The sequence below is a fragment of the Streptomyces sp. MH60 genome (genome assembly GCF_002939385.1).
Classification (GTDB): Bacteria; Actinomycetota; Actinomycetes; order Streptomycetales; family Streptomycetaceae; genus Streptomyces.
Genome location: NZ_MULI01000026.1, coordinates 1 through 25,707, shown reverse-complemented (window position 1 = coordinate 25,707; position 25,707 = coordinate 1). Strand labels below are relative to the sequence as shown.

General features: G+C 72.9%; 17 protein-coding genes. 9 read left to right on the top strand and 8 right to left on the bottom strand.

The window, feature by feature from the left end; translation table 11 throughout:
• Positions 1–145: 145 nt before the first annotated feature.
• From BZZ08_RS18210 to BZZ08_RS18200, 3 genes are all read right to left on the bottom strand, one after another.
• Complete coding sequence (locus BZZ08_RS18210) at positions 146–913, bottom strand: enoyl-CoA hydratase/isomerase family protein (RefSeq protein ID WP_104633307.1); 768 nt, start codon at positions 911–913, stop codon at positions 146–148.
• A 44-nt stretch (positions 914–957) separates the two neighbouring features.
• Positions 958–2,154: a L,D-transpeptidase family protein gene (locus BZZ08_RS18205; RefSeq protein WP_104633306.1), complete on the bottom strand. Its 1,197-nt coding sequence runs from the start codon at positions 2,152–2,154 to the stop codon at positions 958–960.
• Positions 2,155–2,308: 154 nt separating this feature from the next.
• On the bottom strand, positions 2,309–3,559 hold the full coding sequence (locus BZZ08_RS18200) for a L,D-transpeptidase (RefSeq protein WP_104633305.1): 1,251 nt from the start codon (positions 3,557–3,559) through the stop codon (positions 2,309–2,311).
• 155 nt (positions 3,560–3,714) lie between these two features.
• On the opposite strand from BZZ08_RS18200, the gene glgX reads away from it, so the two are divergent.
• Positions 3,715–5,973 (top strand): glycogen debranching protein GlgX, encoded by a 2,259-nt coding sequence (gene glgX / locus BZZ08_RS18195; protein ID WP_104633304.1) that lies wholly within the window; start codon positions 3,715–3,717, stop codon positions 5,971–5,973.
• Between the two features lie 31 nt (positions 5,974–6,004).
• On the opposite strand, the gene BZZ08_RS18190 is transcribed toward glgX, so the two are convergent.
• The 4 genes from BZZ08_RS18190 to BZZ08_RS18175 are packed head-to-tail and all read right to left on the bottom strand — an operon-like array spanning position 6,005 to position 9,626.
• Positions 6,005–6,679, bottom strand: coding sequence for a response regulator (locus BZZ08_RS18190; protein ID WP_104633303.1), 675 nt, complete (start codon positions 6,677–6,679; stop codon positions 6,005–6,007).
• Positions 6,669–7,922 (bottom strand): sensor histidine kinase, encoded by a 1,254-nt coding sequence (locus BZZ08_RS18185; RefSeq protein ID WP_198601555.1) that lies wholly within the window; start codon positions 7,920–7,922, stop codon positions 6,669–6,671. Before BZZ08_RS18185 ends, BZZ08_RS18190 begins: the two co-directional genes overlap by 11 nt.
• A 55-nt stretch (positions 7,923–7,977) precedes the next feature.
• Positions 7,978–8,727 carry an ABC transporter permease gene (locus BZZ08_RS18180; protein WP_104633301.1) on the bottom strand — a complete coding sequence of 250 codons (750 nt, stop codon included), beginning with the start codon at positions 8,725–8,727 and terminating at the stop codon, positions 7,978–7,980.
• Positions 8,724–9,626 carry an ABC transporter ATP-binding protein gene (locus BZZ08_RS18175; RefSeq protein ID WP_198601554.1) on the bottom strand — a complete coding sequence of 301 codons (903 nt, stop codon included), beginning with the start codon at positions 9,624–9,626 and terminating at the stop codon, positions 8,724–8,726. Before BZZ08_RS18175 ends, BZZ08_RS18180 begins: the two co-directional genes overlap by 4 nt.
• Positions 9,627–9,775: 149 nt before the next feature.
• Between BZZ08_RS18175 and BZZ08_RS18170 the strand changes: the two genes are divergently transcribed.
• The 7 genes from BZZ08_RS18170 (at position 9,776) to BZZ08_RS18140 (ending at position 22,095) form a co-directional block, all read left to right on the top strand.
• Positions 9,776–11,728 (top strand): ABC transporter ATP-binding protein, encoded by a 1,953-nt coding sequence (locus BZZ08_RS18170; RefSeq protein WP_104633299.1) that lies wholly within the window; start codon positions 9,776–9,778, stop codon positions 11,726–11,728.
• Positions 11,725–13,605 (top strand): ABC transporter ATP-binding protein, encoded by a 1,881-nt coding sequence (locus tag BZZ08_RS18165; protein ID WP_104633298.1) that lies wholly within the window; start codon positions 11,725–11,727, stop codon positions 13,603–13,605. The genes BZZ08_RS18170 and BZZ08_RS18165 overlap by 4 nt, the downstream gene beginning before the upstream one ends.
• The gene (locus BZZ08_RS18160; protein WP_104633297.1) at positions 13,602–15,422 is read left to right on the top strand and encodes an ABC transporter transmembrane domain-containing protein; all 1,821 of its coding nucleotides are present in this window, start codon (positions 13,602–13,604) and stop codon (positions 15,420–15,422) included. Before BZZ08_RS18165 ends, BZZ08_RS18160 begins: the two co-directional genes overlap by 4 nt.
• Positions 15,419–17,176, top strand: coding sequence for an ABC transporter ATP-binding protein (locus BZZ08_RS18155; protein ID WP_104633296.1), 1,758 nt, complete (start codon positions 15,419–15,421; stop codon positions 17,174–17,176). Before BZZ08_RS18160 ends, BZZ08_RS18155 begins: the two co-directional genes overlap by 4 nt.
• Before the next feature lie 300 nt (positions 17,177–17,476).
• Positions 17,477–19,531, top strand: a complete 2,055-nt coding sequence (locus tag BZZ08_RS18150) for a M4 family metallopeptidase (RefSeq protein WP_198601553.1) — start codon at positions 17,477–17,479, stop codon at positions 19,529–19,531.
• 324 nt (positions 19,532–19,855) lie between these two features.
• Positions 19,856–21,505, top strand: a complete 1,650-nt coding sequence (locus tag BZZ08_RS18145) for a M4 family metallopeptidase (RefSeq protein WP_104633294.1) — start codon at positions 19,856–19,858, stop codon at positions 21,503–21,505.
• A gap of 80 nt (positions 21,506–21,585) precedes the next feature.
• A complete protein-coding gene (locus BZZ08_RS18140; protein ID WP_007444697.1) occupies positions 21,586–22,095 on the top strand; it encodes a DUF1990 family protein in 510 nt (169 codons plus the stop codon).
• 37 nt (positions 22,096–22,132) lie between these two features.
• Here BZZ08_RS18140 and BZZ08_RS18135 read toward each other — a convergent pair whose 3' ends face one another.
• Positions 22,133–24,751, bottom strand: a complete 2,619-nt coding sequence (locus BZZ08_RS18135) for a glycosyltransferase family 1 protein (protein WP_104633293.1) — start codon at positions 24,749–24,751, stop codon at positions 22,133–22,135.
• Between the two features lie 368 nt (positions 24,752–25,119).
• On the opposite strand from BZZ08_RS18135, the gene BZZ08_RS18130 reads away from it, so the two are divergent.
• Positions 25,120–25,707 (top strand): maltotransferase domain-containing protein (locus BZZ08_RS18130; protein WP_133169210.1); only part of this gene is annotated, 588 nt, incomplete at its 3' end.

Here is a 25,707-nt window from a genome sequence, read left to right as displayed (position 1 = left end):
AGCGACGGACTCCCTCGACAAGGCGCGCTTAATGGTGCGTTAAGGCTGCCATAAACCGCCCCATCGAGGGAGCCGGATCAGACACCGCGTCAATTGCAAGGGTTACGAGGCGACTTCGGACGAGGCGACCTCGTCCGAGACACCGTCAGAGGAACTTGGCCTTGCCGGGCCCCTCCTCCACGAAGCTGCGCATCCCGCGCTCGCGGTCCTCCGTGGCGAACAGGCCCGCGAACCAGTTGCGCTCGACGGCGAGGCCGGTCTCGATGTCCGTCTCCAGACCCGTGTCGATCGCCTCCTTCGCCGCGCGCAGCGCGATGGCGGGGCCCTTGGCGAGCCGCGCGGCCCAGGCGTGCGCCTGCTCGTAGACCTCGGCGGCCGGGACCACCCGGTCCACCAGGCCGAGCGCCAGCGCCTCGTCGGCCTTCACCTGGCGGCCGGTGAAGATGAGGTCCTTGGCCTTGGAGGGGCCGATCAGCCGGGACAGCCGCTGGGTGCCGCCCGCGCCCGGGATCAGGCCGAGCAGGATCTCGGGCTGGCCCAGCTTGGCGTTCTCCCCCGCGATGCGGAAGTCGGCGCAGAGGGCGAGTTCACAGCCGCCGCCCAGCGCGTAGCCGGTCACGGCGGCGACCACCGGCTTGGGGATGCGGGCCACCGCCGTGAAGGAGTCCTGGAGGGCGCGGGACCGCGCGATCATCGCCGCGTGGTCCATCACCTGCATCTCCTTGATGTCCGCACCCGCCGCGAACACCTTCTCGCCGCCGTGGATCACCACGGCGCGTACGTCCTCGCGCCGGGTGACCTCCTCGGCCAGCTCCTTCAGCCGGTCCTGGGTGGCGACGTCCAGTGCGTTCATGGGCGGGCGGTCCAGGCGCAGCGTTCCGACGCCGTCCGCGACTTCGAGATGTACGGTCATGCTCCGCAGGTTAGCGGGCGTTCACGGGCGGTGGCAGTCGCCCCTTACGCCTTCCACTTCTCCCAGGACATGTTCCAGCCGTTGAGGCCGTTGTCGGGGGCGATGGTGGCGTCCTCGGAGTTCTTGACCACGACCACGTCGCCGACGATCGAGTTCTCGAAGAACCAGCGGGCCGGCGCCTTCTCGTCCCAGCCGCCGCGCACGTCGCGCAGGCCGATGCAGCCGTGGCTGGCGTTGCTGTTGCCGAAGACGTCGCCGCCCCAGTAGTTGCCGTGGATGAAGGTGCCGGAGGTGGACAGGCGCATGGCGTGCGGGACGTCCTTGATGTCGTACTCGCCGCCGTAGCCGACGGTCTCGCCGTTCATCCGGGTCACCGCGAGCCGCTCGGTGATGACCATCTGGCCGTTCCAGGTCTCGTAGCCGGGCGCTCCGGTGGTGACGGGGATCGTCTTGACGGTCTTGCCGTCCCGCACGACCTTCATCGTGTGCTTCTTGGCGTCCACGACGGAGACCTGGCTGCGGCCCACGGTGAAGGAGACGGTCTTGGCCTGCTCGCCGTAGACGTCCTCGCGGCCCTCGACGCCGTCGAGGTTCAGGTCGACGGTGACCTTCGTGCCGGCCTTCCAGTACTTCTCGGGGCGGAAGTCGAGGCGGTCGTTGCCGAACCAGTGGCCCTCGACCTCGACGGCCGGCTCGGTCTTGACGGTGATGGCCTTCTCGACGTCCTCCGGGTTGGTGATGCCCCGGGTGAAGCGGATCGAGAACGGCATGCCGACGCCGACCTTCGAGCCGTCCTCCGGCGTGAAGGCGCCGACGAAGGTGTTCTTCGGCGTCAGGGTGGTGAAGCGGGAGTCCTCGGCGGCGGTGCGGCCCTCGGAGTCCTTGGCCACCGCGTGCACGCTGTACGTGGTGGCGGCGGCCAGGTGGGTGGACGGCGTCCAGGCGGCGCCGTCCCCGGATATCTTCCCGTCGACCTTCGTGCCCTTGCCGTCCTTGACGACGACCTCGGTGAGCCTGCCCTTCGCGGCGCCGACCTTCAGGGCACCGCTGGTGTCGACGGCCTTGGCCCCGTTCGCGGGAGCGACGGTGACGACGGCCTCGGACTGCTTGCTCTGTGCCGCGGTGGAGTCCTTGCCCTTCTCCCCCTTGCCGTCCCCGGCCCCCGAGCCGCTCCCACCGCACGCGGTGGCGGTCAGCATCAGCAGCCCGAGTACCGCCCCCGCTATCGGACGCACGTTCACCTTGATCTCCCCTCGCCGGGCCTGGTCGGGCCCGCACCCCAGTGCGCCCGCGCGCACCGGCGCATCGTAACCGCAGGCCAGGGGGTCGAGGGACAGGGCAATTGTCACTGTTCCGTACCGAGTTGCGGGAGGGTGCCGCGCGGCGCGGCCGGTGTCAGTTCACCGCGCTGCCCGCCTTCCACTGCTTCCACTTCATGTTCCAGCCACCCAGCCCGTTGTCGGGGGCCACGGTTGTGTCCTTGCTGTGGACGACCTCGACGACGTCGCCGATGAGGCTGCGGTCGAAGAACCAGCCCGCCGGGGTGTCGGAACCGCCGCCCCTGTCGTCGCGCAGCCCGACGCAGCCGTGGCTGACGTTGGCCCGGCCGAAGGTGTCGGCGGGCGCCCAGTAGTTGCCGTGCAGGAAGGTGCCCGAGCTGGTCAGGCGGATGGCGTGCGGGACGTCGGGGATGTCGTACTCGCCGCCGAAGCCGACCGTGCGGCTGTTCATGCGGGTGACCTCCAGCATCTCGGTGATCACCATCCGGCCGTTGTAGGTGGGCGTCGTCGGGGCTCCCGCGGTGATCGGCACGGTGGCCAGCAGGGTGCCGTCCCGGCGCACCTCCATGGTCCGCTCGACCGCGTCGACCCGGGAGACCTGGCTGCGGCCGACGGTGAAGGAGACCTCCTTGTGCTGGAGCCCGTAGACGCCCTTGGCGCCCTCGACGTCCCGCAGGTCCAGGTCGACGGTGACCTCGGTGCCGGGCTTCCAGTACTCCTTGGGGCGGAAGTCGAGGCGGTCCTTGCCGAACCAGTGGGGGCGGACCTCGGTGGCGGGTTTCGCGGTGACCGTGACGGCGCGTTCGACGGCGGCGCGGTCGGTGATCTCCCGGTTGAACTCCAGGGAGACGATCATGCCGGTGCCGACGACCGAGCGGTTCTCGGGGGCGACGTAGGCGATGAAGCGTTCCTCGGGGACCTCGGTGGTGAACGTGGTGTGCCGGGCCGAGCGGTGTCCGCCGCCGTCCAGGGCGACGGCGTCGACCGTGTACTTGGCGGCGAGGGCGAGCCGGTCGTCGTCGGGCCGCCAGCTGAGGCCGTCCTCGGAGATCCGGCCGGGCACCGGGGTCTCCTGCGCGTCCTGCGACCGGACGACCTTCACCGACTCCAGGCGCCCGTCGGGCACCCGCACCGACAGCTTCTTCTCCGGCCGCACGGCCTTGCTCCCGTCGTCCGGGGTGACGCGGATGACGTCCTCGGCGGCGGGTTGTTTGCCGAACATCTCGCCGATGCCCGAGCCGATCCCGGACCCGGCGCCGCCGCCGTCCGAGGTGCATCCGGCGGCCCCGGCCAGCAGTCCTGCCCATGTCAGTAGGGCGGCCAGAGCGGCGCCCGCGCGCCGTGCGCGCCCGTGTACGTTCCTCACATCCACCCGTAACGACCGGTCGGCCCTGGGGAAACGTGAGTGCGAGCCACCCGGTGGGCAGAACTGTGGGGAGGACGACGCGACGGGGAGCAGCGGCCGGGACGCCGCACGCCCTCCTGCCGGACGTCGTTCCACGAGCCGTGGGAGGCTGACAGGTGTCCAGCGCAGCCGAGCAGGAGGCGGTGCCCGGGAAGCGGGCCGCCGCGGACGGCCACCCCGCCGTCGTGGTCAATGGCGCGCGGCGCGCCGTGCCGCCGCCCGCCGTGCCGGCCCGGCCGGGCACCCCGGTGCCGCTGGGCGCCCGGTTCCGGACCGGGCCCGACCAGGTGGCGGGGACCAACTTCGCCCTGTGGGCGGGCGGGGCGGAGGCCGTGGAGCTGTGCCTGTTCGACGGGCCGGGCCCCGGTGCCAGGGAGAGCCGGGTGCGGCTGACCGAGCTGACCCACGAGATCTGGCACGGCTTCGTGCCGGGCGTGCGGCCCGGGCAGCGCTACGGCTACCGGGTGCACGGCCGCTGGGACCCGTGGACCGGCGCCCGCTGGAACCCGGCGAAGCTGCTCCTCGACCCGTACGCCCGCGCCGTGGACGGCGACTTCGGCCTGCCGCCCGAGGTGTACGGCCATGTGCGGGACTGGCCCGAGCAGCGGGTGGCGGACACCGTGCGCGACGACCGGGACTCGGCGCCGTACGTCCCCAAGGGCGTCGTGGTGCACGACGACGACGACTGGTCGGACGACCGCAGGCCCAAGACGCCGTGGGCGGACTCGGTCATCTACGAGCTGCACGTGCGCGGTTTCACCAAGCTCCACCCCGGCATCCCGCCCGAGGAGCGCGGCACGTACGCGGGCCTCGCGCACCCCGCGGCGATCGAGCACCTGACGCGGCTGGGCGTGACGGCGGTGGAGCTGCTGCCGGTGCACCAGTTCGCGCACGAGAGCCACCTGCTGGACCGCGGCCTGAAGAACTACTGGGGCTACAACTCGGTCGGCTACTTCGCCCCGCACGCCGCCTACGCCGCCTCCGGCACCACCGGTGAGCAGGTCGGCGAGTTCAAGCGGATGGTGCGCGCGCTGCACGCGGCCGGCATCGAGGTGATCCTGGACGTGGTCTACAACCACACGGCGGAGGCGGGCGAGCTGGGCCCGACGCTCTCGCTGAAGGGCATCGACAACCGCGGCTACTACCGCCTCCAGCCCGACGCCCGCCGGTACGCCGACTACACCGGCTGCGGCAACACCCTGCACGTCGTCCAGCCGCACGTGCTGCGCCTGATCACCGACTCGCTGCGCTACTGGGTCACCGAGATGGGCGTGGACGGCTTCCGCTTCGACCTGGCGGCGGCGCTGGCCCGCTCGATGCACGACGTCGACATGCTCTCCCCGTTCCTCGCGGTGATCGCGCAGGACCCGGTGCTGCGCCGGGTGAAGCTGATCGCCGAGCCGTGGGACGTCGGCTCGGGCGGCTACCAGGTGGGGGCCTTCCCGCCGCTGTGGACGGAGTGGAACGACCGCTACCGCAACGCGGTGCGGGACTTCTGGCGGCACGCGCTGCCGGACGTGCGGGAGATGGGGTACCGCCTGTCGGGCTCCAGCGACCTGTACGCGTGGGGCGGCCGGCGGCCGTACGCCTCGGTCAACTTCGTCACCGCGCACGACGGTTTCACGCTGCGGGACCTCGTGTCGTACGAGCGCAAGCACAACGAGGCCAACGGTGAGGGCAACCGGGACGGCACCGACGACAACCGGTCCTGGAACTGCGGCGCGGAGGGCGAGACGGACGACGCGGAGGTGCGTGCGCTGCGCCGCCGCCAGCTGCGCAACCTGCTGACCACGCTGCTGCTGTCGACCGGGGTGCCGATGCTGGTCGCGGGCGACGAGATGGGCCGCACCCAGCGCGGGAGCAACAACGCCTACTGCCAGGACAACGAGACCGGCTGGGTGGACTGGAGCCTGCTGGACGACCCGGAGTGGCGCCCCCTGTTCGCGCTGGTCTCGCGGCTGATCGCCCTGCGCCACCGGCACCCGGTGCTGCGCCGCCGGGCCTTCTTCTCCGGCCGCGCGCACTCCGCGGACGGCCTGCGCGACCTGGCCTGGTTCACCGCGGGCGGCACGGAGATGACGGAGCGGGACTGGTACGCCCCCGCCGCCACCCTCGGCATGTACCTGTCCGGGCGGGACATCCCGGGCCGGGATGAGCACGGCGACCCGATCACCGACGACAGCTTCCTGGCCGTCCTGCACGCGGGCGAGGAGCCGGCCGGCCTCGTCCTGCCGGGCGCCCCGTGGGCGGAGCGGTACGAGGTGGTCGTCGACACCGGCCGGGAGGAGCAGGGCGAGGCGCCGGGCACCGTGCATCCGGCGGGCGCGGAGATCACGGTGCCGGGGCGGACGGTGCTGCTGCTGCGGGCAGGGTGAGGGCCTTCCCCGGGGGAGCGGCGCGGTCCGGTCAGCCGAGGATGCCCCGGTCGTACGCCGTCGCGACGGCCGCAGCGCGGTCGTTCACGCCGAGCTTGGCGTACAGGTGGGTGAGGTGGGTCTTCACGGTCGCCTCGCTGATGAACAGCTCCCGGGCGATCTCCTTGTTGGAGGTGCCGCGCGCCACCAGGGCGAGCACCTCGCGCTCGCGGGCGGAGAGGGGCTCGCCGCCGGGGGCCTTAGGGGCGCGGACGGCGGAGACCAGCCGGGAGGCGACCGCCGGGGAGAGGACCGTACGCCCCTGGGCCGCCGCGCGGACCGCGGTGAACAGCTCGTCGCGGGGCGCGTCCTTGAGGAGGTAACCGGTCGCTCCGGCCTCGATCGCGGGCAGGGTGTCGGAGTCGGTGTCGTACGTGGTGAGCACGAGCACCCTCGCGCGGGCGCCGCGCCGGGCCAGCTCCCGGATGGCGTCCACGCCCGAACCGCCCGGCATCCGCAGGTCCATGAGGATCACGTCGGGGTCGAGCACCGCCGCGTGTTCCAGCGCCTCCGTGCCGCCCGCCGCCTCGCCGAGGACACGGAAGCCGGGCGCGGACTCGAACATGCCGCGCAGGCCGTCGCGGACCACGGGGTGGTCGTCGACGATGAGGAGGGAGATCGCGGCGTGGGCGGTCGCGGTGTCGTGGGGCGGGGCGTCATCGGTCATGGCGGACCAACGGTACGCGAGCGGAGACGGCCGTGCCGTGCCCCGGTTCCGCCTCCACGGTGAGCGAACCGGCGATGCGCTCGGCGCGGGCCCGCATGCCGTCGAGGCCGAAGCCGCCACCGGGGGTGCGCTCCCGCGCGGTCAGCGGGTCGAAGCCCCGGCCGTCGTCGCGGACGTCGAGGGTGACCTCGTCGCCCATGTAGGAGAGGGTGACGCCGACCCGGTCGGCGGCGGCGTGCCGGGCCGTGTTGGACAGGGCCTCCTGGGCGATGCGCAGGAGCGTGGCGGCGACCTCGTCGTGGAGGTGCTCGGCGGTGCCGGTGACGGTGAACCGGGCCTGGACGCCGGTGCGTGCGCCCCACTCCGTCACCGTCTTCTTCAGCGCGTCCGGCAGTCCGTCCTCGGCCAGCGCGACCGGCGAGAGGTTGTGCACGGAGCGGCGGGCCTCGCCGAGGCTATGCCGGGCCAGGGCGACGGCCCGGTCCAGGTGTTCCCGGCCGAGCGCGGGGTCCGGGGCGGCCGCCACGACCTGGAGCTGGGCGATGATGCCGGTCAGGCCCTGGGCGAGGGTGTCGTGGATCTCGGCGGCCAGCCGCCTGCGCTCGTCGGCGACCCCCGCCTCCCGCGCCTGGACGAGGAGCTGTGCGTGGAGGGCGGCGTTCTCGTCGAGCGCCTGCTGCAGGGCGTTGTTGGTGCGCTCCAGTTCGGCGATGGTCTCGACGCGGGCGCGGCTGCGGGCCTCCTCCAGCGCGGCGAAGTGCGCGAAGAGGGCCACCAGCATGCTGTTGACGGTGAGGATCGCGCCGAAGAGCACCCAGCCCATGACCCCGTTCGGCGGCAGCCCGCCGGACTGCGAGCCCGCGAGGGTGACGGCGGTGGCGAACAGTCCGGCCCGGCACAGCCTGCGGGGCAGCAGGTACTGGGCGCCGAAGTAGCCGACGACCGCGTAGAAGGCGAACAGCGGGTTCAGCCAGGTGAGGGCGAAGCCGATGGCCCAGCGGACGGCGTAGTAGCAGGTGCCGGCCGGGGACGGTCCGGGGCGGGTGCGCGCCGCCCGGTTCCAGCACAGCTGCAGCGCGACGGCCGCGCCGATCAGTGCGCCGCTCGCCCGGCGTTCGCCGGTCGTCATGCCGATGGCGTCGGCGGCCGACCAGGCGACCAGGGTCCCGACGGCCAGCAGCGCGTACGGGCCCCAGCGGTGGAACGCCGCCCACCGCTCGTCGACCGCCGTCGTCTGCGTCATGGCGTCATTGTCGGACACGCCGCCGCCCCTCCCGTTCGCTCCCGGTCACCCCCGGTCACTCCCAGCGGAACCAGCGTGCGGCCGCCGCCGTGAGCAGCACCGTCCAGCCCACCAGCACCGCCAGGTGGGACCAGCCCGGCCAGTCGCCCGCCGCCGCCTCGTTGAGGGCCTGCGCGGCCGCGCCGAACGGGGTCCAGCCGACGATCCGGGCCAGCAGGTCCGGCATGGCCTGCACCGGCAGCCACACGCCCGCGCAGAACATCGCCGGGAAGAGCGCGGCCGACCCGATCGCACCGGCGATCTTCGTGGTGCGGGAGAGCGCGGAGAGCACGGCGCCCAGCGAGAGCGCGGCGAGCACGGCAAGGAGCAGTGCCAGGAGGTAGCCGAGGGGCTGCTCGGGCAGGCCCACGTCGAAGGCGAGCCGCCCGGCCGCGAGCGCGAGCAGCGCCGAGACCAGGGCGGCCGCGCCGCACACCACCATCTGCGCGGACAGCAGCGCCGCCGGGCGCACCGGCGTGGCGGACATCCGGCGCAGGATGCCCCGCTCGCGGTAGCCGGTGAGCACCTGCGGCATGCCCTGAAGGCCGCCGACGGTCAGGCCGAGCAGGACCGCCACCGGCACGTAGGCGTCGACCGGGCGCAGTCCGCCGAAGGAGGGGTCGGCCTCGCGGAAGGACGGGATGGACCCGAGGATCGCCAGCAGCAGGGTCGGGAACACCAGCATCCAGAACAGGGCGCCGGGTTCCCGGCGGAACAGCCGCAGCTCGGTCCTCAGTACGGCGGTGTCGAAGACGTCGGTGGTCATGCGGTGGCCTCCGTCAGGTCCAGGAAGGCGTCGTCCAGCGTGGTGTCGGTGACCCGGAGCTGGTGGGCGGTGACGCGGGTGCGGGCGAGCAGGGTGATGACGGCGTTGACCGTCTCGTCCGTGCCGGACAGGGTGACGCGGCCGTCCTTGAACTCGGCGGAGGCGAGTTCGGGCAGTGCGCGCAGGTCCGCCTCGTCCAGCGGCGCGGACGGGGTGAAGCTGATGACGGTGGCGCCCGCCGAGCGCCGGATCAGTCCGGCCGGGGTGTCCAGCGCGGCGACGCGGCCCCGGTCGATCACCGCGATCCGGTCGCACAGCCGCTGGGCCTCCTCCATGAAATGGGTGACCAGCAGGACGGTGACCCCGCCCGCGCGGATGTCCTCGATCAGCTGCCAGGTCTCCCGGCGGGCGCGCGGGTCGAGGCCGGTGGTCAGCTCGTCCAGGACGACGACGCGGGGGTCGCCGACCAGCGCGAGCGCGATGAACAGGCGCTGCTTCTGACCGCCGGAGAGCTTGCCGAACCGGGTGTCCAGCATCGGGGCGAGATCGAGCCGTTCGGCGAGCGGGCGCCAGTCGGCCGGCTTCGGGTAGAAGGCCGCGTACAGCTCCAGGGCCTCGCGGACGGTGAGCTTGGGCTGGAGTTCGCTCTGCTGGAGCTGGGCGCCGAGGACCTCGGCGACCCGCCGGTGCTCGGCGACGGGGTCGAGCCCGGTGACCCGGACCCGGCCGGCGTCGGGGACGCGCAGTCCCTCGACGCACTCGACGGTGGTGGTCTTGCCGGCGCCGTTGGGGCCGAGGACGCCGAAGATCTCACCCTCCTCGACGGCGAAGGACACACCGTCGACGACGGGGCGGCCGCCGTAGGACTTGCGCAGGTCGGTGACTTCGATGACGGGCATGGCACCAGCGTCCCGCCGGGCGGGCGTCCGGCACATCGGCCGACGCGCTCGAAGGCGCATCAGCCGATCGGTCGATGCGCCCGTACGACCCCGGTGGGCCCCCGAAACTCGGTGGGCAGTGTCAGTGGTGAACCGTAGGCTCGCTCCTGATGCCCACGAAACCTGCCCCCGCCACGGATCTCGCCCCCGACGCCGCTCCGGACGCCGCTCCGGACCCCGCTCCGGACGTCGAGGAGAAGCGTTCCACCGTACGTGCCCTGCTGCGGCTGTGGCCCTATGTACGGCCGGTGCGCGTGCGGTTGGGGACGGCCGCGGTGACAGCGATCCTCGCCTCCTGCGTGGGGCTGGTGATCCCGCTCGTCCTGAAGTGGATGGTGGACGGCCCGGTCGCCGACCGCGATCCGGCGGGCGTGTGGCTCGGGGCGCTGTATCTGCTGCTCCTCGGGCTGGCGGAGGCGCTGCTGTTCGGGTTGCGGCGGTGGCTGGTGGCCCGGCCGCTGGCGGGGGTCGAGGCGGGCATGCGCGCGGATCTGTACCGGCACCTGCAGCGTCTGCCGGTGGCCTTCCACGACCGCTGGGCCTCGGGGCAGTTGCTCTCGCGCGGGACGACGGATCTGATGCTGCTCCGCATGTTCCTCGCCTTCCCGCTGACGTTCCTGCTGGTCAACGGCGTGACGATTCTGGTCGGCGTGGGCATCATGCTGGTCCAGGACTGGACGCTGGGGCTGGTCATCCTCGTCCCCGCCATCCCGGTGATGATCACCTGCGGGATCTTCGAGAAGAAGTACTCGGCGGTGGCGCGGCGCGCGCAGGACCAGGTCGGGGACCTGACGACCGTGGTCGAGGAGAGCGTGCTCGGCATCCGCATCATCAAGGGGTTCGGACGGCACCGCAGCCAGGCCCGTGCCTTCCACGAGCTGTCGCACACACTGCGGGGCACGGAGCTGCGCAAGGCGCGGCTGCTGGCGGCCATCTGGGCGGTCATCGTGACGCTGCCCGAGGTGGCGATCGGGGCGGCACTGGTGGTCGGGGCGGTGCAGGTGGCGGACGGGGCGCTGTCGGCGGGGACGCTGGTGGCGTTCCTGTCGACGGCGCTGGCGCTGCGGTGGCCGGTGGAGTCCATCGGCTTCCTGCTGGCGATGAGCCAGGAGGCGGCGACCGCCACGGACCGGTATTTCGAGGTGATGGACGCGGAGGTCGAGTCGCCGGGGGGTGCTGGTGCGCCTTCGTCGGTGCCGGGGGGTGGAGAGCGCGGCCCGGCGTCGCGGGGTGCCGCCGCGCCCACCCGTGCCGCCCCAGCGGCCCGACTGCCCGCGGCGGCGGGGGCCGACGGCCTGCGGTTCGAGCACGTGCGGTTCCGTTACCCCGACGCCGCCCCCGACTCCACGCCGCTCCTGACGGACGTCGACCTGCACATCCGCTCCGGCGAGTCCATGGCCCTGGTCGGTGCCACCGGCAGTGGGAAGACGACGCTGACCGCGCTCGTGCCGCGCCTGCACGAGGTGACCGAGGGCCGGATCACGCTGGACGGGGAGGACATCACCGCCCTGTCCCGCGAGGAACTGCGCTCGATGGTCGCCGTGGCCTTCGAGGAGCCGACCCTCTTCTCGGCCACCGTCGGCCAGAACGTGCTGATGGGGGCCGCCGAGGGCGCCGGCGACGCGGAGCTGGGGCGTGCACTCGCCGTCGCCCAGGCCGACTTCGCGCACGCGCTCCCCCAGGGCACCGGCACCCAGGTCGGCGAGCAGGGCCTCAGCCTCTCCGGCGGCCAGCGCCAGCGCCTCGCGCTCGCGCGGGCGGTGGTGGGCAGACCGAGGTTCCTGGTCCTGGACGACCCGCTGTCCGCGCTGGACGTGCACACGGAGGCCGCGGTGGAGGCCGCCCTGCGGCAGGTCCTCGCGGACACCACCGCGCTGATCGTGGCCCACCGCCCCTCCACCGTCCTGCTCGCCGACCGCGTCGCGCTGCTCTCCGGGGGCCGTATCACCGCCGTCGGCACCCATCACGAACTGCTGCGCACCAGCGCCGAGTACGCCCATCTGATGTCCGGGCTCGACGGGCACGAGAACGACGAGGGATCCCAGGGAGGGGACGGCCGATGACCGCGCCCACGGCCACCGCGCCGAAGAAGGAGCAGCCGCAGGACCCGCGGCACGGGGATCCGGCCGAGGCGGCGGACCACGCCGCCGACGGCGGCTTCGACCAGGACGTCCTGCCCAGCCCGCCGGGCGCGACCGGTGCCCTGTTGCGCTCCCTGCTGGCGCCCATGAGGGCCCGGGTCGCCCTCACCGTCCTCCTTCTGCTGCTCCAGCAGGCAGCCGTGCAGGCGGGCCCGCTGCTGGTGGCGTACGCCATCGACCACGCCGTGCCGGCCCTGCGGGACGACGACCACGGTCCGCTGGTCGCGGTGGGCGCCGGCTATCTGCTGTGCTCGCTGACGGCGGGCGGACTCCAGTACGCCTTCATCGCCGCCGCGGCCCGGGTCAGCCAGGACGTGCTGCTCGACCTGCGCGGCCGCATCTTCCGGCACGCGCAGGCGCTGAGCGTCGACTTCCACGAGCGCTACACCTCGGGCCGTCTGATCTCCCGTTCCACCACGGACGTGGAGTCCCTGCGCGAGCTGCTCGACGAGGGGTTGCAGGAGCTGGTGACGGTCATCCTGTCCTTCGTCTACATCGCCGCGCTGCTGCTCTGGCTGGACTGGGGTCTGGGCGCCGTGGCGGTGGCGTCGTTCGTGCCGCTGTACGCGCTGGTGCGGCTCTACCAGCGGCGCGCGGGGCGGGTGTACCGGCAGCGGTCCACGGCGATCGCGGCGGTGATCGTGAAGTTCGTGGAGACGATGAACGGCATCCGGCCGGTGCGCGCCTTCCGCCGGGAGGCCGCCAACGACGCCGACTTCGCGGTGCTGAACCGCCGGCACGAGCGGACCAACGGCAACGCGCTGCTGGAGATGGCCCGTTACGTGGTCGGCTCCCGCCTGATCGCCAACACGGCCGTCGCGGGCATCGTGCTGTGGGGCGCCTACCGGGTCGCGGACGGCACGCTGGCGCTCGGTGTGCTGGCGGCGGCGGTGCTGTACCTGCGCCGGCTGTACGACCCGATCGACCGGCTGGGCATGTTCCTGAACTCGTACCAGTCGGCGGCGGCCTCGCTGGAGAAGATCGCCGGACTGCTGGCCCAGACGCCGTCGGTGCCCGAGCCGACCGCGCCGAAGGAGCTGCCGCCGCTGGAGTCGGAGCACCCCGGCCGCGAGGTCGTCTTCGACGCGGTGAGCTTCGGCTACCGCACCGGCGGCGAGGTGCTGCCGCGCTTCGAACTGACGCTCCCGGCCGGGCAGACGGTGGCCGTCGTGGGCTCGACCGGCGCGGGCAAGTCGACGCTGGCCAAGCTGCTCGCCCGGTTCTACGACCCCTCCGCCGGGCGGGTCCTGCTGGACGGCACCGACCTGCGCGACCTGGCCGTGCCCGAACTGCGGCGCGGGGTGGTGATGGTGACGCAGGAGGCGTTCCTGTTCTCCGGCACGGTCGCCGACAACATCGCCATCGGCCGTCCGGAGGCGACGCGGGAGGAGATCGAGCGGGCGGCGAAGGCGATCGGCGCCCATGACTTCATCGCCGCGCTGCCGGACGGCTACGACACCGACGTACGCAAGCGGGGCGGCCGTATCTCCGCCGGTCAGCGGCAGCTCGTGGCGTTCGCGCGGGCCCTGCTCGCGGACCCGGCGGTGCTGATCCTGGACGAGGCGACCAGTTCGCTGGACATCCCCGGCGAGCGGGCGGTGCAGCGGGCGATGACGACGGTGCTGAAGGGCCGTACGGCGGTCGTCATCGCGCACCGGCTGTCCACCGTGGAGATCGCCGACCGGGTGCTGGTGATGGAGCACGGCCGGATCGTCGAGGACGGCACCCCGGACGAACTGATCGCCGGTACGGGCCGGTTCGCGGATCTGCACCGGGCGTGGCGGGACAGTCTGGCGTGAGGATCGACGCGTACGAGGACCCCGGCACACCGGACCACCGGGGCGGCTGGCGGTACCTGGCCTGGCTGGTCCGGCGGCAGTGGCCCCGGTGTCTGGCGGGGGCGGTCCTCGCCAGCGCCTGGATGGTGCTGCTGGCGGCGACGCCGTACCTGATGGCCCGGGCGGTCGACCACGGCCTGGCGCCCGGCGACCTGGGCGCGCTGACGGGCTGGACGGGCGCCATGGTGGCCGTGGGCGGGGTCAACGCCTGGCTGGGTATGTTGCGGCACCGCACGATGACGAAGGTGCGCATGGACGCCAACTTCCGCACGGTGAAGGTGGTCGTCGGGCACGCCACCCGGCTCGGGGCGGCGCTGCGCGGGCAGGTGGGGGCCGGTGAGGTCGTCACCATCGGGGTGGGCGACGTGCAGACCATCAGCACGTCCCTGACGGCCGTGGGGCCGGGCGTCGGCGCGGTCGTCGCCTACGCGGCGGTCGGCGGGCTGATGCTGTCCGTGTCGCCCCGGCTCGCGCTGGTGGTGCTGCTCGGGGTGCCGGTGCTCGGGGTGCTGCTCGGCCCGCTCATGGGACGGTTGCAGGGCCGGGAGGCCGAGTACCGCGAGCGGCAGTCCGTGCTGACCGCGCGGATCGGCGACCTCGCGGGCGGACTGCGGGTGCTGAACGGGCTGGGCGGCAAGGGCCTGGTCGCGGACGCCTTCCGCCGGGACTCGGGCCTGCTGCGCGAGCAGGGCTACCGGGTCGGCGCGGTGACCAGCTGGATCCAGGCCCTCGGGGTGGGGCTGCCGGTGCTGTTCCTGGCCCTGGTGACCTGGCTGGGCGCCCGGCTGGCGGCGCAGGGGCACATCAGCGTGGGCGAGCTGGTGTCGGTGTACGGCTATGTCGTCGCGCTGGGCTGGCCGGTGGCGTTCCTCATCGAGATGGGCCACCAGCTCAGCCGCGGCGTGGTGGCCGCCCGCCGTGTCGTCGCCTTCCTGCGCCTGGAACCGGAGCCGGACACGGGCACCCGGAACGCCCCGGCGGAACCCTCGGTGCTCTACGACCCCGCCTCGGGCGTACGGATCACCCCCGGCCGCCTGACCGCCCTGGTCACCTCCCGCCCGTCCGACGCCAGCGACATCCTGGACCGCCTGGGCCGCTACACCCCGTCGGACGCGACCTGGGGTGACATCCCCCTGACCGACATCCCGCTGACACAGGTACGGGCGCGCATCCTGGTCGCGCACCCGGAAGCCGACCTCTTCGCAGGCTCCCTGAGCGAGGTAGTAGGCGCTCCGGACACTGACCTCGGGGGCGCGGGCAGTGTCGATGCGCGGCTCCGCCGCGTGGGCGCTGCCGGCCCCAACGCGCCCGCGGACGCACGACAACAGCTCGGGGCAGACGAGAAGGCGCACCTCACCGCAGCCCTCCACACCGCCGCCGCCGAAGACATCGTCCGCGCCCTCCCGGACGGCCTGAGAACCCGGGTCGCGGCGCAAGGCCGTGACCTGTCCGGCGGGCAACGCCAACGCATCCGCCTCGCAAGGGCCCTCCTGACCGACCCCGAGATCCTCCTCGCCGCCGAGCCCACCTCCGCCCTGGACGCCCACACGGAGGCCACCGTGGCCGACCGCCTCACACACGCCCGCCGGGGCCGCACCACCGTGCTGGCCGCCACCTCACCGCTCCTCCTCGACCGCGCGGACGTCGTACACCACCTGGTCGACGGCAAGGTCGCCGCCACCGGCACACACCGCGAACTCCTGGACACCGAACCGGGGTACCGCGCCCTGGTCGCGCGGGACGACGAGGACGCCGAAGAAGGGGAACCGGCCCGATGACGCAGTTGCCCGTCGCCGAGCGCACCGACGTCCGCCGCGCGGCGGCCGGCCTCGTGCGGGCCGACCGGAGGTCCTTCGCGGTCGTCCTGGGTCTCAACGGGCTGGCCGCGCTGGCCGGTCTCGCGGGTCCTTGGCTGCTGGGGCGGATCGTCGACGAGGTGCGCGGCGGGGGCGGGGTGGCCGCCGTGGACCGGATGGCCCTCGCCATCCTGCTGTGCTCGCTGGCGCAGTTGCTGCTGGCCCGCTGGGCGCGGTACGTGGGGCACCGGTTCGGGGAACGGACGCTCGCGCGGGTGCGGGAGCGGTACGTGGAGCGGGCGCTCGCGCTGCCCGCGTCCGTGGTGGAGCGGGCGGGGACCGGGGACCTGACGACGCGCGGCACCGCCGACGTGACCACCGTCGGCACGACACTGCGCGACGCCGGTCCCGAGCTGCTGGTCAACGCGGTGCAGGCGCTGTTCCTCATGGCCGCGGTGTGCGTGCTGGACCCGCTGCTCGGTCTGGTCGGGATGCTCGGGCTGACGCCGGCCTGGCTGGCGCTGCGCTGGTACCTGCGCCGGGCGCGGGCGGCCTACCTCGCCGAGGGCGCGGCCGGCTCGGAGGTCGCGGAGAGCCTGGCGGCCACGGTGGCGGGGGCCCGCACGGTCGAGGCGTTCGGGCTGGCGGAGCGGCGCGTGACGTCGAACCACGAGGCGCTGGAGGTCTCGCGGCGCACCCGGTTCCGGACACTGTTCCTGCGCAGTGTGTTCTTCCCGGCGGTGGACATCTCCTACGTGCTTCCCGTGGCGGGCGTGCTGCTCCTCGGCGGGGTCCTGCACGCCCACGGGGCGGCGAGCCTGGGGACGGTGGTGTCCTGTGCCGTGTACCTCCAGCAGCTGGCCGGACCGCTGGACGAGGTGCTGATGCGGGTCGAGCAACTGCAGGCCGGCAGCGCCTCCTTCGCCCGGGTGGAGGGGCTGGCGCGGGCCCCGCGGGCGGCGGCCGACGAGTCGGCGGTGCCCGCGGACGACCGCATCGACGTGTCCGGTGTGCGGTACGCCTACGAGCGGGGCGGGGAGGTGCTGCGCGGGGTGGACCTGACCGTGCGGCCGGGCGAGCGGCTGGCGGTCGTCGGTCCTTCGGGGGCCGGCAAGACCACGCTGAGCCGGCTGCTGGCGGGCGTCGACGCGCCGACACGGGGCTCGGTGACGGTGGGCGGGGTGCCCGTGGTCGCCCTGGGTCCGGAGCGGCTGCGCCGCCAGGTGGTGCTGGTCACCCAGGAGCACCATGTGTTCCTGGGGACGGTCCGCGACAATCTGCTGATCGCCGAACCGGGGGCCACGGACGAGGAGTTGTGGGCGGCGCTCGCCGCGGTGGGCGCCGAGGGGTGGGTGCGGGAGCTGCCCGGGGGCCTCGGCGCCGAGCTGGGTGCGAAGGGGCACTCCACGGACGGCTCGCAGGCCCAGCAGCTCGCCCTGGCCCGGGTGGTGCTGGCCGACCCGCACACCCTGATCCTGGACGAGGCCACGGCCCTGCTGGACCCGACGACGGCCCGGCACACGGAGCAGGCGCTGGCCGCCGTACTGAAGGGCCGTACGGTCATCGCCATCGCGCACCGCCTGCACACCGCGCACGACGCCGACCGGGTGGCAGTGATGGAGGACGGCCTGCTGACCGAGCTGGGCACGCACGAAGCACTGGTGGCGGCGGGCGGGGCGTACGCGGCCCTGTGGGGTTCCTGGCACGGGGCGCCGGTCGACCGGGCTACTGACTGAGCGGGCAGTCAGTAGCCCGCCGAGAGCACCGGCAAGCAAAGATTCCGTTTATCGAACGTGAACTCCCGGTCAACGGACCAATTCCAGCCAACTTGCTGACGCGCCCCTGACAAGTAGCGCTTTCTCCTGCCACTCTTCCGTCGGCCCTCCACAGTGCCCCCACAGCTTCCCCACGAGTGCTGTGCAGCGGCCGGCTCGTAGCACGTGGTTTCTGCGTACCGCACAGTTCCGCCCGGTCGGCCACCCGCCGGCCGGTCTCCCCTGGCCGCGTGACCCGCGGCCACGCAGAAGGAGTCAGTGTTGAGCAGCAGCACTCCCCACAGACGCACCTCCCACACCACCGCTTCCGCCTCCTCCCGCCATGTCACGCACCGGCGTGCCGCGGCCGTCGCGCTGGCCGGTGTCGCGGCGCTGATCGCCACGGCGGTCCAGTCCGGCACCGCCACCGCGGCCCCCGACCCGTCACCCGCGAAGGGCAACGAGCTGGTCGTACTCAGCCCGTCCCAGCGCGCCGAGCTGATCCGCGACGCCAACGCCACCAAGGCGGAGACCGCCGACGACCTGGGCCTGGGCGCCCAGGAGAAGCTGGTCGTCCGGGACGTGCTCAAGGACCGCGACGGCACCCTGCACACCCGCTACGAGCGCACCTACGACGGTCTGCCCGTCCTCGGCGGCGACCTCGTGGTGGCCAGTGAGGCGGGGAAGACGGAGCAGGTCGTGAAGGCCACGGCCAAGGCGATCAAGCCGGCCACCGTGACGCCGAAGATCTCCGCCGCGAAGGCCGAGTCGCAGGCGGTGTCGGCCGCGAAGGCCGCCGGAGCCGAGCAGCCGGACGCCGACCGCGCCCCGCGCAAGGTGATCTGGGCGGCGAACGGCACTCCGGTCCTCGCGTACGAGACGGTCGTGGGCGGCCTCCAGGAGGACGGCACCCCGAACGAGCTGCACGTGATCACGGACGCCGCCACGGGCGCCAAGCTGTACGAGTACCAGGCCATCGAGAACGGCACCGGCAACACGATGTACAGCGGCACGGTGACGCTGGGCACCGCGCAGTCGGGGTCGTCGTACACGCTGACCGACACGGCGCGCGGCAACCACAAGACGTACAACCTCAACCGCGGCACCTCCGGCACCGGGACGCTCTTCACGGGGTCCGACGACGTGTGGGGCAACGGAACCGCGTCCAACGCGGAGACCGCCGCCGCCGACGCCCATTACGGGGCGGCGCTGACCTGGGACTACTACAAGAACGTGCACGGCCGGTCCGGCATCCGCGGTGACGGCGTGGGCGCGTACTCCCGGGTCCACTACGGCAACAACTACGTCAACGCCTTCTGGTCGGACGACTGCTTCTGCATGACGTACGGCGACGGGTCGGGCAACACCAACCCGCTCACCGCCATCGACGTGGCCGGGCACGAGATGACCCACGGCGTCACGTCCAACACCGCGGGACTCAACTACAGCGGCGAGTCCGGCGGGCTGAACGAGGCCACGTCCGACATCTTCGGCACGTCGGTCGAGTTCTACGCCAACAACTCCTCGGACGTCGGTGACTACCTCATCGGCGAGGAGATCGACATCAACGGCGACGGCACCCCGTTGCGCTACATGGACAAGCCCAGCAAGGACGGCGCGTCCAAGGACTCCTGGTACTCGGGGATCGGCGGGGTGGACGTCCACTACTCGTCGGGCCCGGCCAACCACTTCTTCTACCTGCTGAGCGAGGGCAGCGGCACCAAGACCATCAACGGTGTCACCTACAACTCGCCCACCTCGGACGGCCTCCCGGTCACCGGCATCGGCCGCGCCAAGGCGGAGAAGATCTGGTTCCGCGCGCTGACCACCAAGTTCACCTCGACCACCAACTACGCGGGCGCCCGCACCGGCACCCTCGCGGCGGCCGGTGAGCTGTACGGCACGAGCAGCGCCGAGTACACCGCGGTGGCGAACGCGTGGGCGGGCATCAACGTCGGCTCCCGGCCCGGTGGCGGCGACCCCGGTGACGGCACCACGTTCGAGAGCACCACGAACGTGAACATCCCCGACTACGGGTCCGCGGTGACCTCGTCCCTCACGGTCTCCGGCCGCACCGGCAAGGCGCCGAGCAACCTCAAGGTGGGCGTGGACATCGTGCACACCTGGCGCGGTGACCTGCAGATCGACCTGGTCGCGCCGGACGGTTCGACGTACCGCCTGAAGAACAGCGGCAACGACCCGGCGGCGGACGTGCACGAGACCTACACGGTCAACGCCTCCTCCGAGACGGCCAACGGCACCTGGAAGCTGCGCGTCCAGGACCAGGGCCCGGCGGACACCGGCTACATCGACGCCTGGCGGCTCACCTTCCCGTAGGCGGACCGGCCCACGGGTGCACCATCCCAAGTCGGGGCGCCGCTCCGGAGGTTCGATTCCTCCGGGGCGGCGCCCTCTCCATGTCCGCCCCCACCCGCCCCTTTTTGCCCAGCACTTACCGCCGCCTTGTTGTCGCTTGACCGAGGTCACACGGCCTTCACATTCCCGCACCACCCACCCTGCCGACGATTTTCGGCCAACATCATCACGCCCTCCTGACATGTACGCGCCTTCGGTGTCAGTCTTCCGTCACCCACAGCACCACTTCGCAGTAACCGGCCGGACACCCCACGCCGTCCGGATCCCCCCACCGAAGGAGCTTGTGTGTCTTCCGTCTTCGCGCGCCACAAGCGCACCACCCTGGCCCTCGCCACCGCGGTCGCCGCCGGAGCGATGCTCACCACCGGCCTGACCGCGGGCAACGCCGCCGCCGACAGCACCGCGCCGTCGGCCCTCCCGGGCGCCCCCGTGCTGCTGTCCGGCACCGCCCGCAGCGCGCTCGTCCAGGAGCAGCAGGCCGGCGCGGCCGGCACCGCCCGGGAGATAGGTCTCGGCGCCAAGGAGAAGCTGGTCGTCAAGGACGTGGTCAAGGACCGCGACGGCACCGTGCACACCCGCTACGAGCGCACCTACGACGGCCTGCCCGTCCTCGGCGGCGACCTCGTCGTGCACACGTCGGAGTCCGGCGCCACCAGAGGCGTCACCAAGGCGACCAAGGCCGCCGTCAAGGTCGCCACCGTCACCCCGAAGGTGAAGGCGGCCAAGGCCGAGCAGCAGGCGCTGTCCGCCGCCGCGGACGCCGGGTCGTCGAAGACCGCGGCCGACTCCGCGCCCCGCAAGGTGATCTGGGCCGCCGAGGGCAAGCCCGTCCTCGCCTACGAGACCGTGGTCGGCGGCCTCCAGGACGACGGCACCCCGAGCGAACTGCACGTGATCACCGACGCCGCCACCGGCGCCGAGCTGTACGAGTACCAGGGCATCGAGACCGGCTCCGGCAAGAGCCTCTACTCGGGCACGGTCGAACTCGGCACCACCAAGTCGGGTTCGTCGTACCAGCTCAACGACGCCGGGCGGGGCGGCCACAAGACGTACAACCTGGCCCGCAAGACCTCCGGCACCGGCACCCTGTTCACCGACGCCGACGACACCTGGGGCACCGGCGCCGCCTCCAGCGACCCCCAGGACCAGACCGCCGCCGTCGACGCCGCCTACGGCGCCCAGGTCACCTGGGACTTCTACAAGGAGAGTTTCGGCCGCAGCGGCATCAAGAACGACGGCAAGGCCGCCTACTCCCGCGTCCACTACGGCAGCAACTACGTCAACGCCTTCTGGTCGGACAGCTGCTTCTGCATGACCTACGGCGACGGCACGGGCAACACCAACCCGCTGACCTCGCTGGACGTGGCCGGCCACGAGATGAGCCACGGCGTCACCTCCAACACCGCCGGCCTCGAGTACAGCGGCGAGTCCGGCGGCCTCAACGAGGCGACGTCCGACATCTTCGGCACCGGCGTGGAGTACTTCGCGAACAGCTCCGCCGACAAGGGCGACTACCTCATCGGCGAGCGGATCGACATCAACGGCGACGGCACCCCGCTGCGCTACATGGACAAGCCCAGCAAGGACGGCGCGTCCAAGGACTACTGGTCCTCCGGCCTCGGCGGCGTCGACGTCCACTACTCCTCGGGCCCGGCCAACCACTTCTTCTTCCTGCTCGCCGAGGGCAGCGGGGCGCGGACGGTGGACGGGGTGGCCTACGACTCCCCCACCTCGGACGGCTCCACCGTCACCGGCATCGGCCGCGCCAAGGCGCTGCAGATCTGGTACAAGGCGCTGACCGCGTACATGACCTCGACGACCGACTACGCCGACGCCCGCGCGGCGACCCTGAGCGCGGCGTCCGACCTGTACGGCGCCGACAGCACCGAGTACAAGACGGTGGGCGCGGCCTGGACCGCGATCAACGTGAACTGACCCGGAGCGACAGCGGCACCAACACGGCGGGCGGCACCCGGAACCAGCGGTTCCCGGGTGCCGCCCTACTCTTGGTGCCCATGTCCTTCACGTACGACGACGTCGGCGCCACCCGCGAGCAGGGCGCCTGCCCGCCCGGCTTCCGCCCCATGCACGTACGCACCCGCCTCGGGGAGGGCGAACCGGTGTTCCGGCGGGCGGTCGAGGCCGTGCTCACCTGGGAGATGCACCGGGAGATGGGCGTCGGCATCGACGCGAGCGCGGAGCGTGCCGCGCCCGGCGTCGATGTCACCGTCACCCTCGCCGGCATGATCAAGGCGCCCTGCCGGGTGGTGTGGACCCTGGAGGAGCCGCGCCGGGCCGGCTGGGCCTACGGCACCCTGCCCGGCCACCCCGAGTCCGGCGAGGAGGCCTTCGTGGTGGACCGCACGGGTGACGGCACCGTGTGGCTCACCGTGTCCGCCTTCAGCCGCCCCGCCAAGTGGTACGCCAAGGCCGGCGGACCGGCCGCCCGCGCCTTCCAGCACGCCTACGCCCGCCGGTGCGGCACCGTCCTGCGGCGGCTGAGCGGCGGCGACGAGGAGGACTGAGCCCACCCCGTCGGCCACCGCCCGGCCGCCGCGGTGCTCACCGCATCAGCAGACCCGCCGCCTCCACCAGGTCGCCGGAGGGCACCGCGACGAGACCGGTCTCCACGCCGGAGGCCAGCAGCCGGTGCGCGGGCAGGACCCGGACCGTGTAGCCGAAGGGTCCGGTGCGGTCCAGGGCGAGCGGGCCCTCGTACACCCAGCGGCCCTCCAGATCGGGGCCGCCGACCGGCTTCAGCGGCACCTTCGCCGCGTCGGTGATCCGGTCCTCGGAGTCGACCCGGCCGGAGACCGCCTGCACCTCCACGTCCTCCGGCGCGAGGTCGCCGAGTCTCACCCGGACCCGCAGCCCGAGGGTGGCGCCGAGTTCGGCGCTCGCGGTGGCGGCGGACGTCTCCACGTGGTCGACGCTCACCCCGGACCAGGCCGCCCGCACCCGCGCCTTCCACTCGGCGAGCCCGCGCGCGGAGTCCGGGTCCATCGCGCGGTGGGCCTCGGCGGCCGGGGCGTAGAGCCGCTCGACGTACTCGCGGACCATGCGGCCGGCCAGCACCTTCGGGCCGAGCAGGCTGAGGGTCCTGCGCACCATCTCCAGCCACCGGTCGGGCAGCCCGCTCGCGCCCCGCTCGTAGAAGCGCGGGGTGATCCGCTGCTCCAGCAGGTCGTAGAGGGCGTTGGCCTCTATGGCGTCGCGCCGGTCGGGGTCGGTGCCGGCGCCGTCGGCGGTGGGGATCGCCCAGCCGAAGTCGGGCTGGTACCACTCGTCCCACCAGCCGTCGAGGACCGACAGGTTGAGGCAGCCGTTGAGCGCCGCCTTCATGCCGGAGGTGCCGCAGGCCTCCAGCGGCCGCAGCGGGTTGTTCAGCCAGATGTCGCAGCCGGGGTAGAGCTTCTGCGCCATCGCCATGCCGTAGTCCGGCAGGAACACGATGCGGTGCCGCACCCGCGGGTCGTCCGCGAACCGCACCAGCTCCTGCACCAGGCGCTTGCCGCCGTCGTCCGCCGGGTGCGCCTTGCCCGCGACGACGATCTGGATCGGCCGCTCGGGATGCAGCAGCAGGTCCATCAGCCGGTCCCGGTCGCGCAGCATCAGCGTGAGCCGCTTGTACGACGGGACGCGCCGCGCGAAGCCGATGGTGAGCACGTCCGGGTCGAGGACGTCGTCGATCCAGCCCAGCTCGGCCGTCCCGGCACCCCGCTGCCGCCAGGAAGCGCGCAGCCGCTCGCGCACCTCCTCCACGAGCTGGGCGCGCAGGGTGCGGCGCAGCTCCCAGATGTCCTGGTCGGGGATGTCGGCGACCGAGTCCCAGCGGTCCGAGCCGCCGACGGCCAGCGCGTCCTCGGCCCGCTGCGCGCCGATCTGCCGGGCACCGAGCCGGAACACCTCGGGGGCCACCCAGGTCGGCGCGTGCACGCCGTTGGTGACGGAGGTGATCGGCACCTCGTCGGCGTCGAAGCCGGGCCACAGTCCGGCGAACATCCCCCGGCTGACCCCGCCGTGCAGCAGGGAGACGCCGTTGGCGCGCTGGGCCAGGCGCAGGCCCATCACGGCCATGTTGAAGAGGTTGGGCTCGCCGCCGGGGTAGGTCTCCATGCCGAGCCTGAGGACGCGATCGACGTCGATGCGCGGGAGTTCGGCGTCGGGGCCGAAGTGGCGGGCGACCAGCTCCCGGTCGAAACGGTCGATTCCGGCCGGGACCGGGGTGTGGGTGGTGAACACCGTGCCGGCCCGCACCGCCTCCAGGGCGGCACCGAACTCCAGGCCCTCGTCGCACAGTTCGGCGATGCGTTCCAGGCCGAGGAAGCCGGCGTGGCCCTCGTTGGTGTGGAACACCTCCGGCGCGGCGTGGCCGGTGAGCCGGCAGTAGGTGCGCACCGCCCGGACACCTCCTATGCCGAGCAGCATCTCCTGGAGCAGCCGGTGCTCGCTGCCGCCGCCGTAGAGCCGGTCGGTGACGCCGCGTTCGCCGCCCTCGTTCTCCTCGACGTCCGAGTCGAGGAGCAGCAGCGGCACCCGGCCGACCTGGGCCAGCCAGATCCGGGCCCGCAGCTCCCGGCCGCCGGGCAGCGCCAGGGCGACGTGCGCGGGGGTGCCGTCGCTCTCCTTGAGCGGGACCAGGGGCAGTTCGTGGGGGTCGAGGACGGGGTAGTGCTCCTGCTGCCAGCCGTCCCGGGAGAGGGACTGCCGGAAGTAGCCGTGGCGGTAGAGCAGACCCACGCCGACGAGCGGCACCCCCAGGTCGCTGGCCGCCTTGAGGTGGTCGCCGGCCAGGATGCCGAGGCCGCCGGAGTACTGGGGCAGCGCGGCGGTGATGCCGAACTCGGGCGAGAAGTAGGCCACGGCGGCCGGGAGTCGGCCCGGCTGGGCCTGGTACCAGCGGTCGCCGGTCATGTAGTGGTCGAGGTCGTCGGCCACCGCGGTCAGCCGGCGCAGGAAGCGCCGGTCGTCGGCCAGCTCCGCGAGGCGCGCGGGCGGCACGGTGCCGAGCAGCCGTACCGGGTCACGGCCGGACGCGGTCCAGCACTCGGGGTCGACGGACTGGAACAGGTCGCGCGTCTCCGGGTGCCAGGACCAGCGCAGATTGCGGGCCAGATCACTGAGCGGCCGGAGGGGGTCGGGGAGAACGGGACGGACGGTCAGTCGACGGATCGCCTTCACCCGGACGACGTTACCGCGCGATGTGTCCCTCGCTGGGGCCTTCGCCCTGATGCGCCGGACAGATCTGACGCGCACGGCGTGTCGATATGGCCGGATCTTTCCCCGTCGGCCTTCTTGTGGCAGTTCGGCCCGGACGGAAAGCTGCACATGTCGCGACGAACGCTGATTGCGCCAGCGGCATCCGGGAAAGCGACGGTCAGGTCGACGCGTGTGTCGCGTTGTCGACATACGCGCGAGTAGTTAACAAAGTGCCGGATTGCCCACCGGAAGGGTGTGGGAAGGCTCCTGCGGTACACCCCGCACGCACCACGCAGGACCCACCTCCCCAGAGTCATCCGCCCACCCAGTTGACGCGGACAGGAGCGGTCATGCCCGCCACGCACCACTCGTCAGCAGTCCCCGCGGAGCGCACCACCGTCGTCGGGCGCATCCCCGTCCTGGACGTCCGCCCGGTCGTCCAACGGGGACGCAGACCGGCCAAGGCCGTCACCGGCGAGACGTTCCAGATCTCCGCCACCGTGTTCCGCGAGGGACACGACGCGGTCGCCGCCAATGTCGTCCTGAGGGATCCACGGGGCCGGCCGGGCCCCTGGACACCGATGCGGGAGCTGGCACCCGGCACCGACCGCTGGGGCGCGGAGGTGACCGCGGGCGCACCCGGGCTGTGGTCGTACACCGTGGAGGCGTGGGGCGATCCGGTCACCACCTGGCGGCACACCGCGCGGATCAAGATCCCGGCGGGGATGGACACGGACCTGGTCCTGGAGGAGGGCGCCCGGCTGTACGAGCGGGCCGCCGCCGACGTCCCCGGCAGCGGGGACCGGCGCGAGCTGCTGGCCGCCGTCGACGCCCTGCGGGACGAGAGCCGGCCGCCCGCGTCCCGGCTGGCGGCGGCGTTGACGCCCCGGGTGGACGCGGTCCTGGCCCGCCACCCCCTGCGGGACCTGGTCACCTCC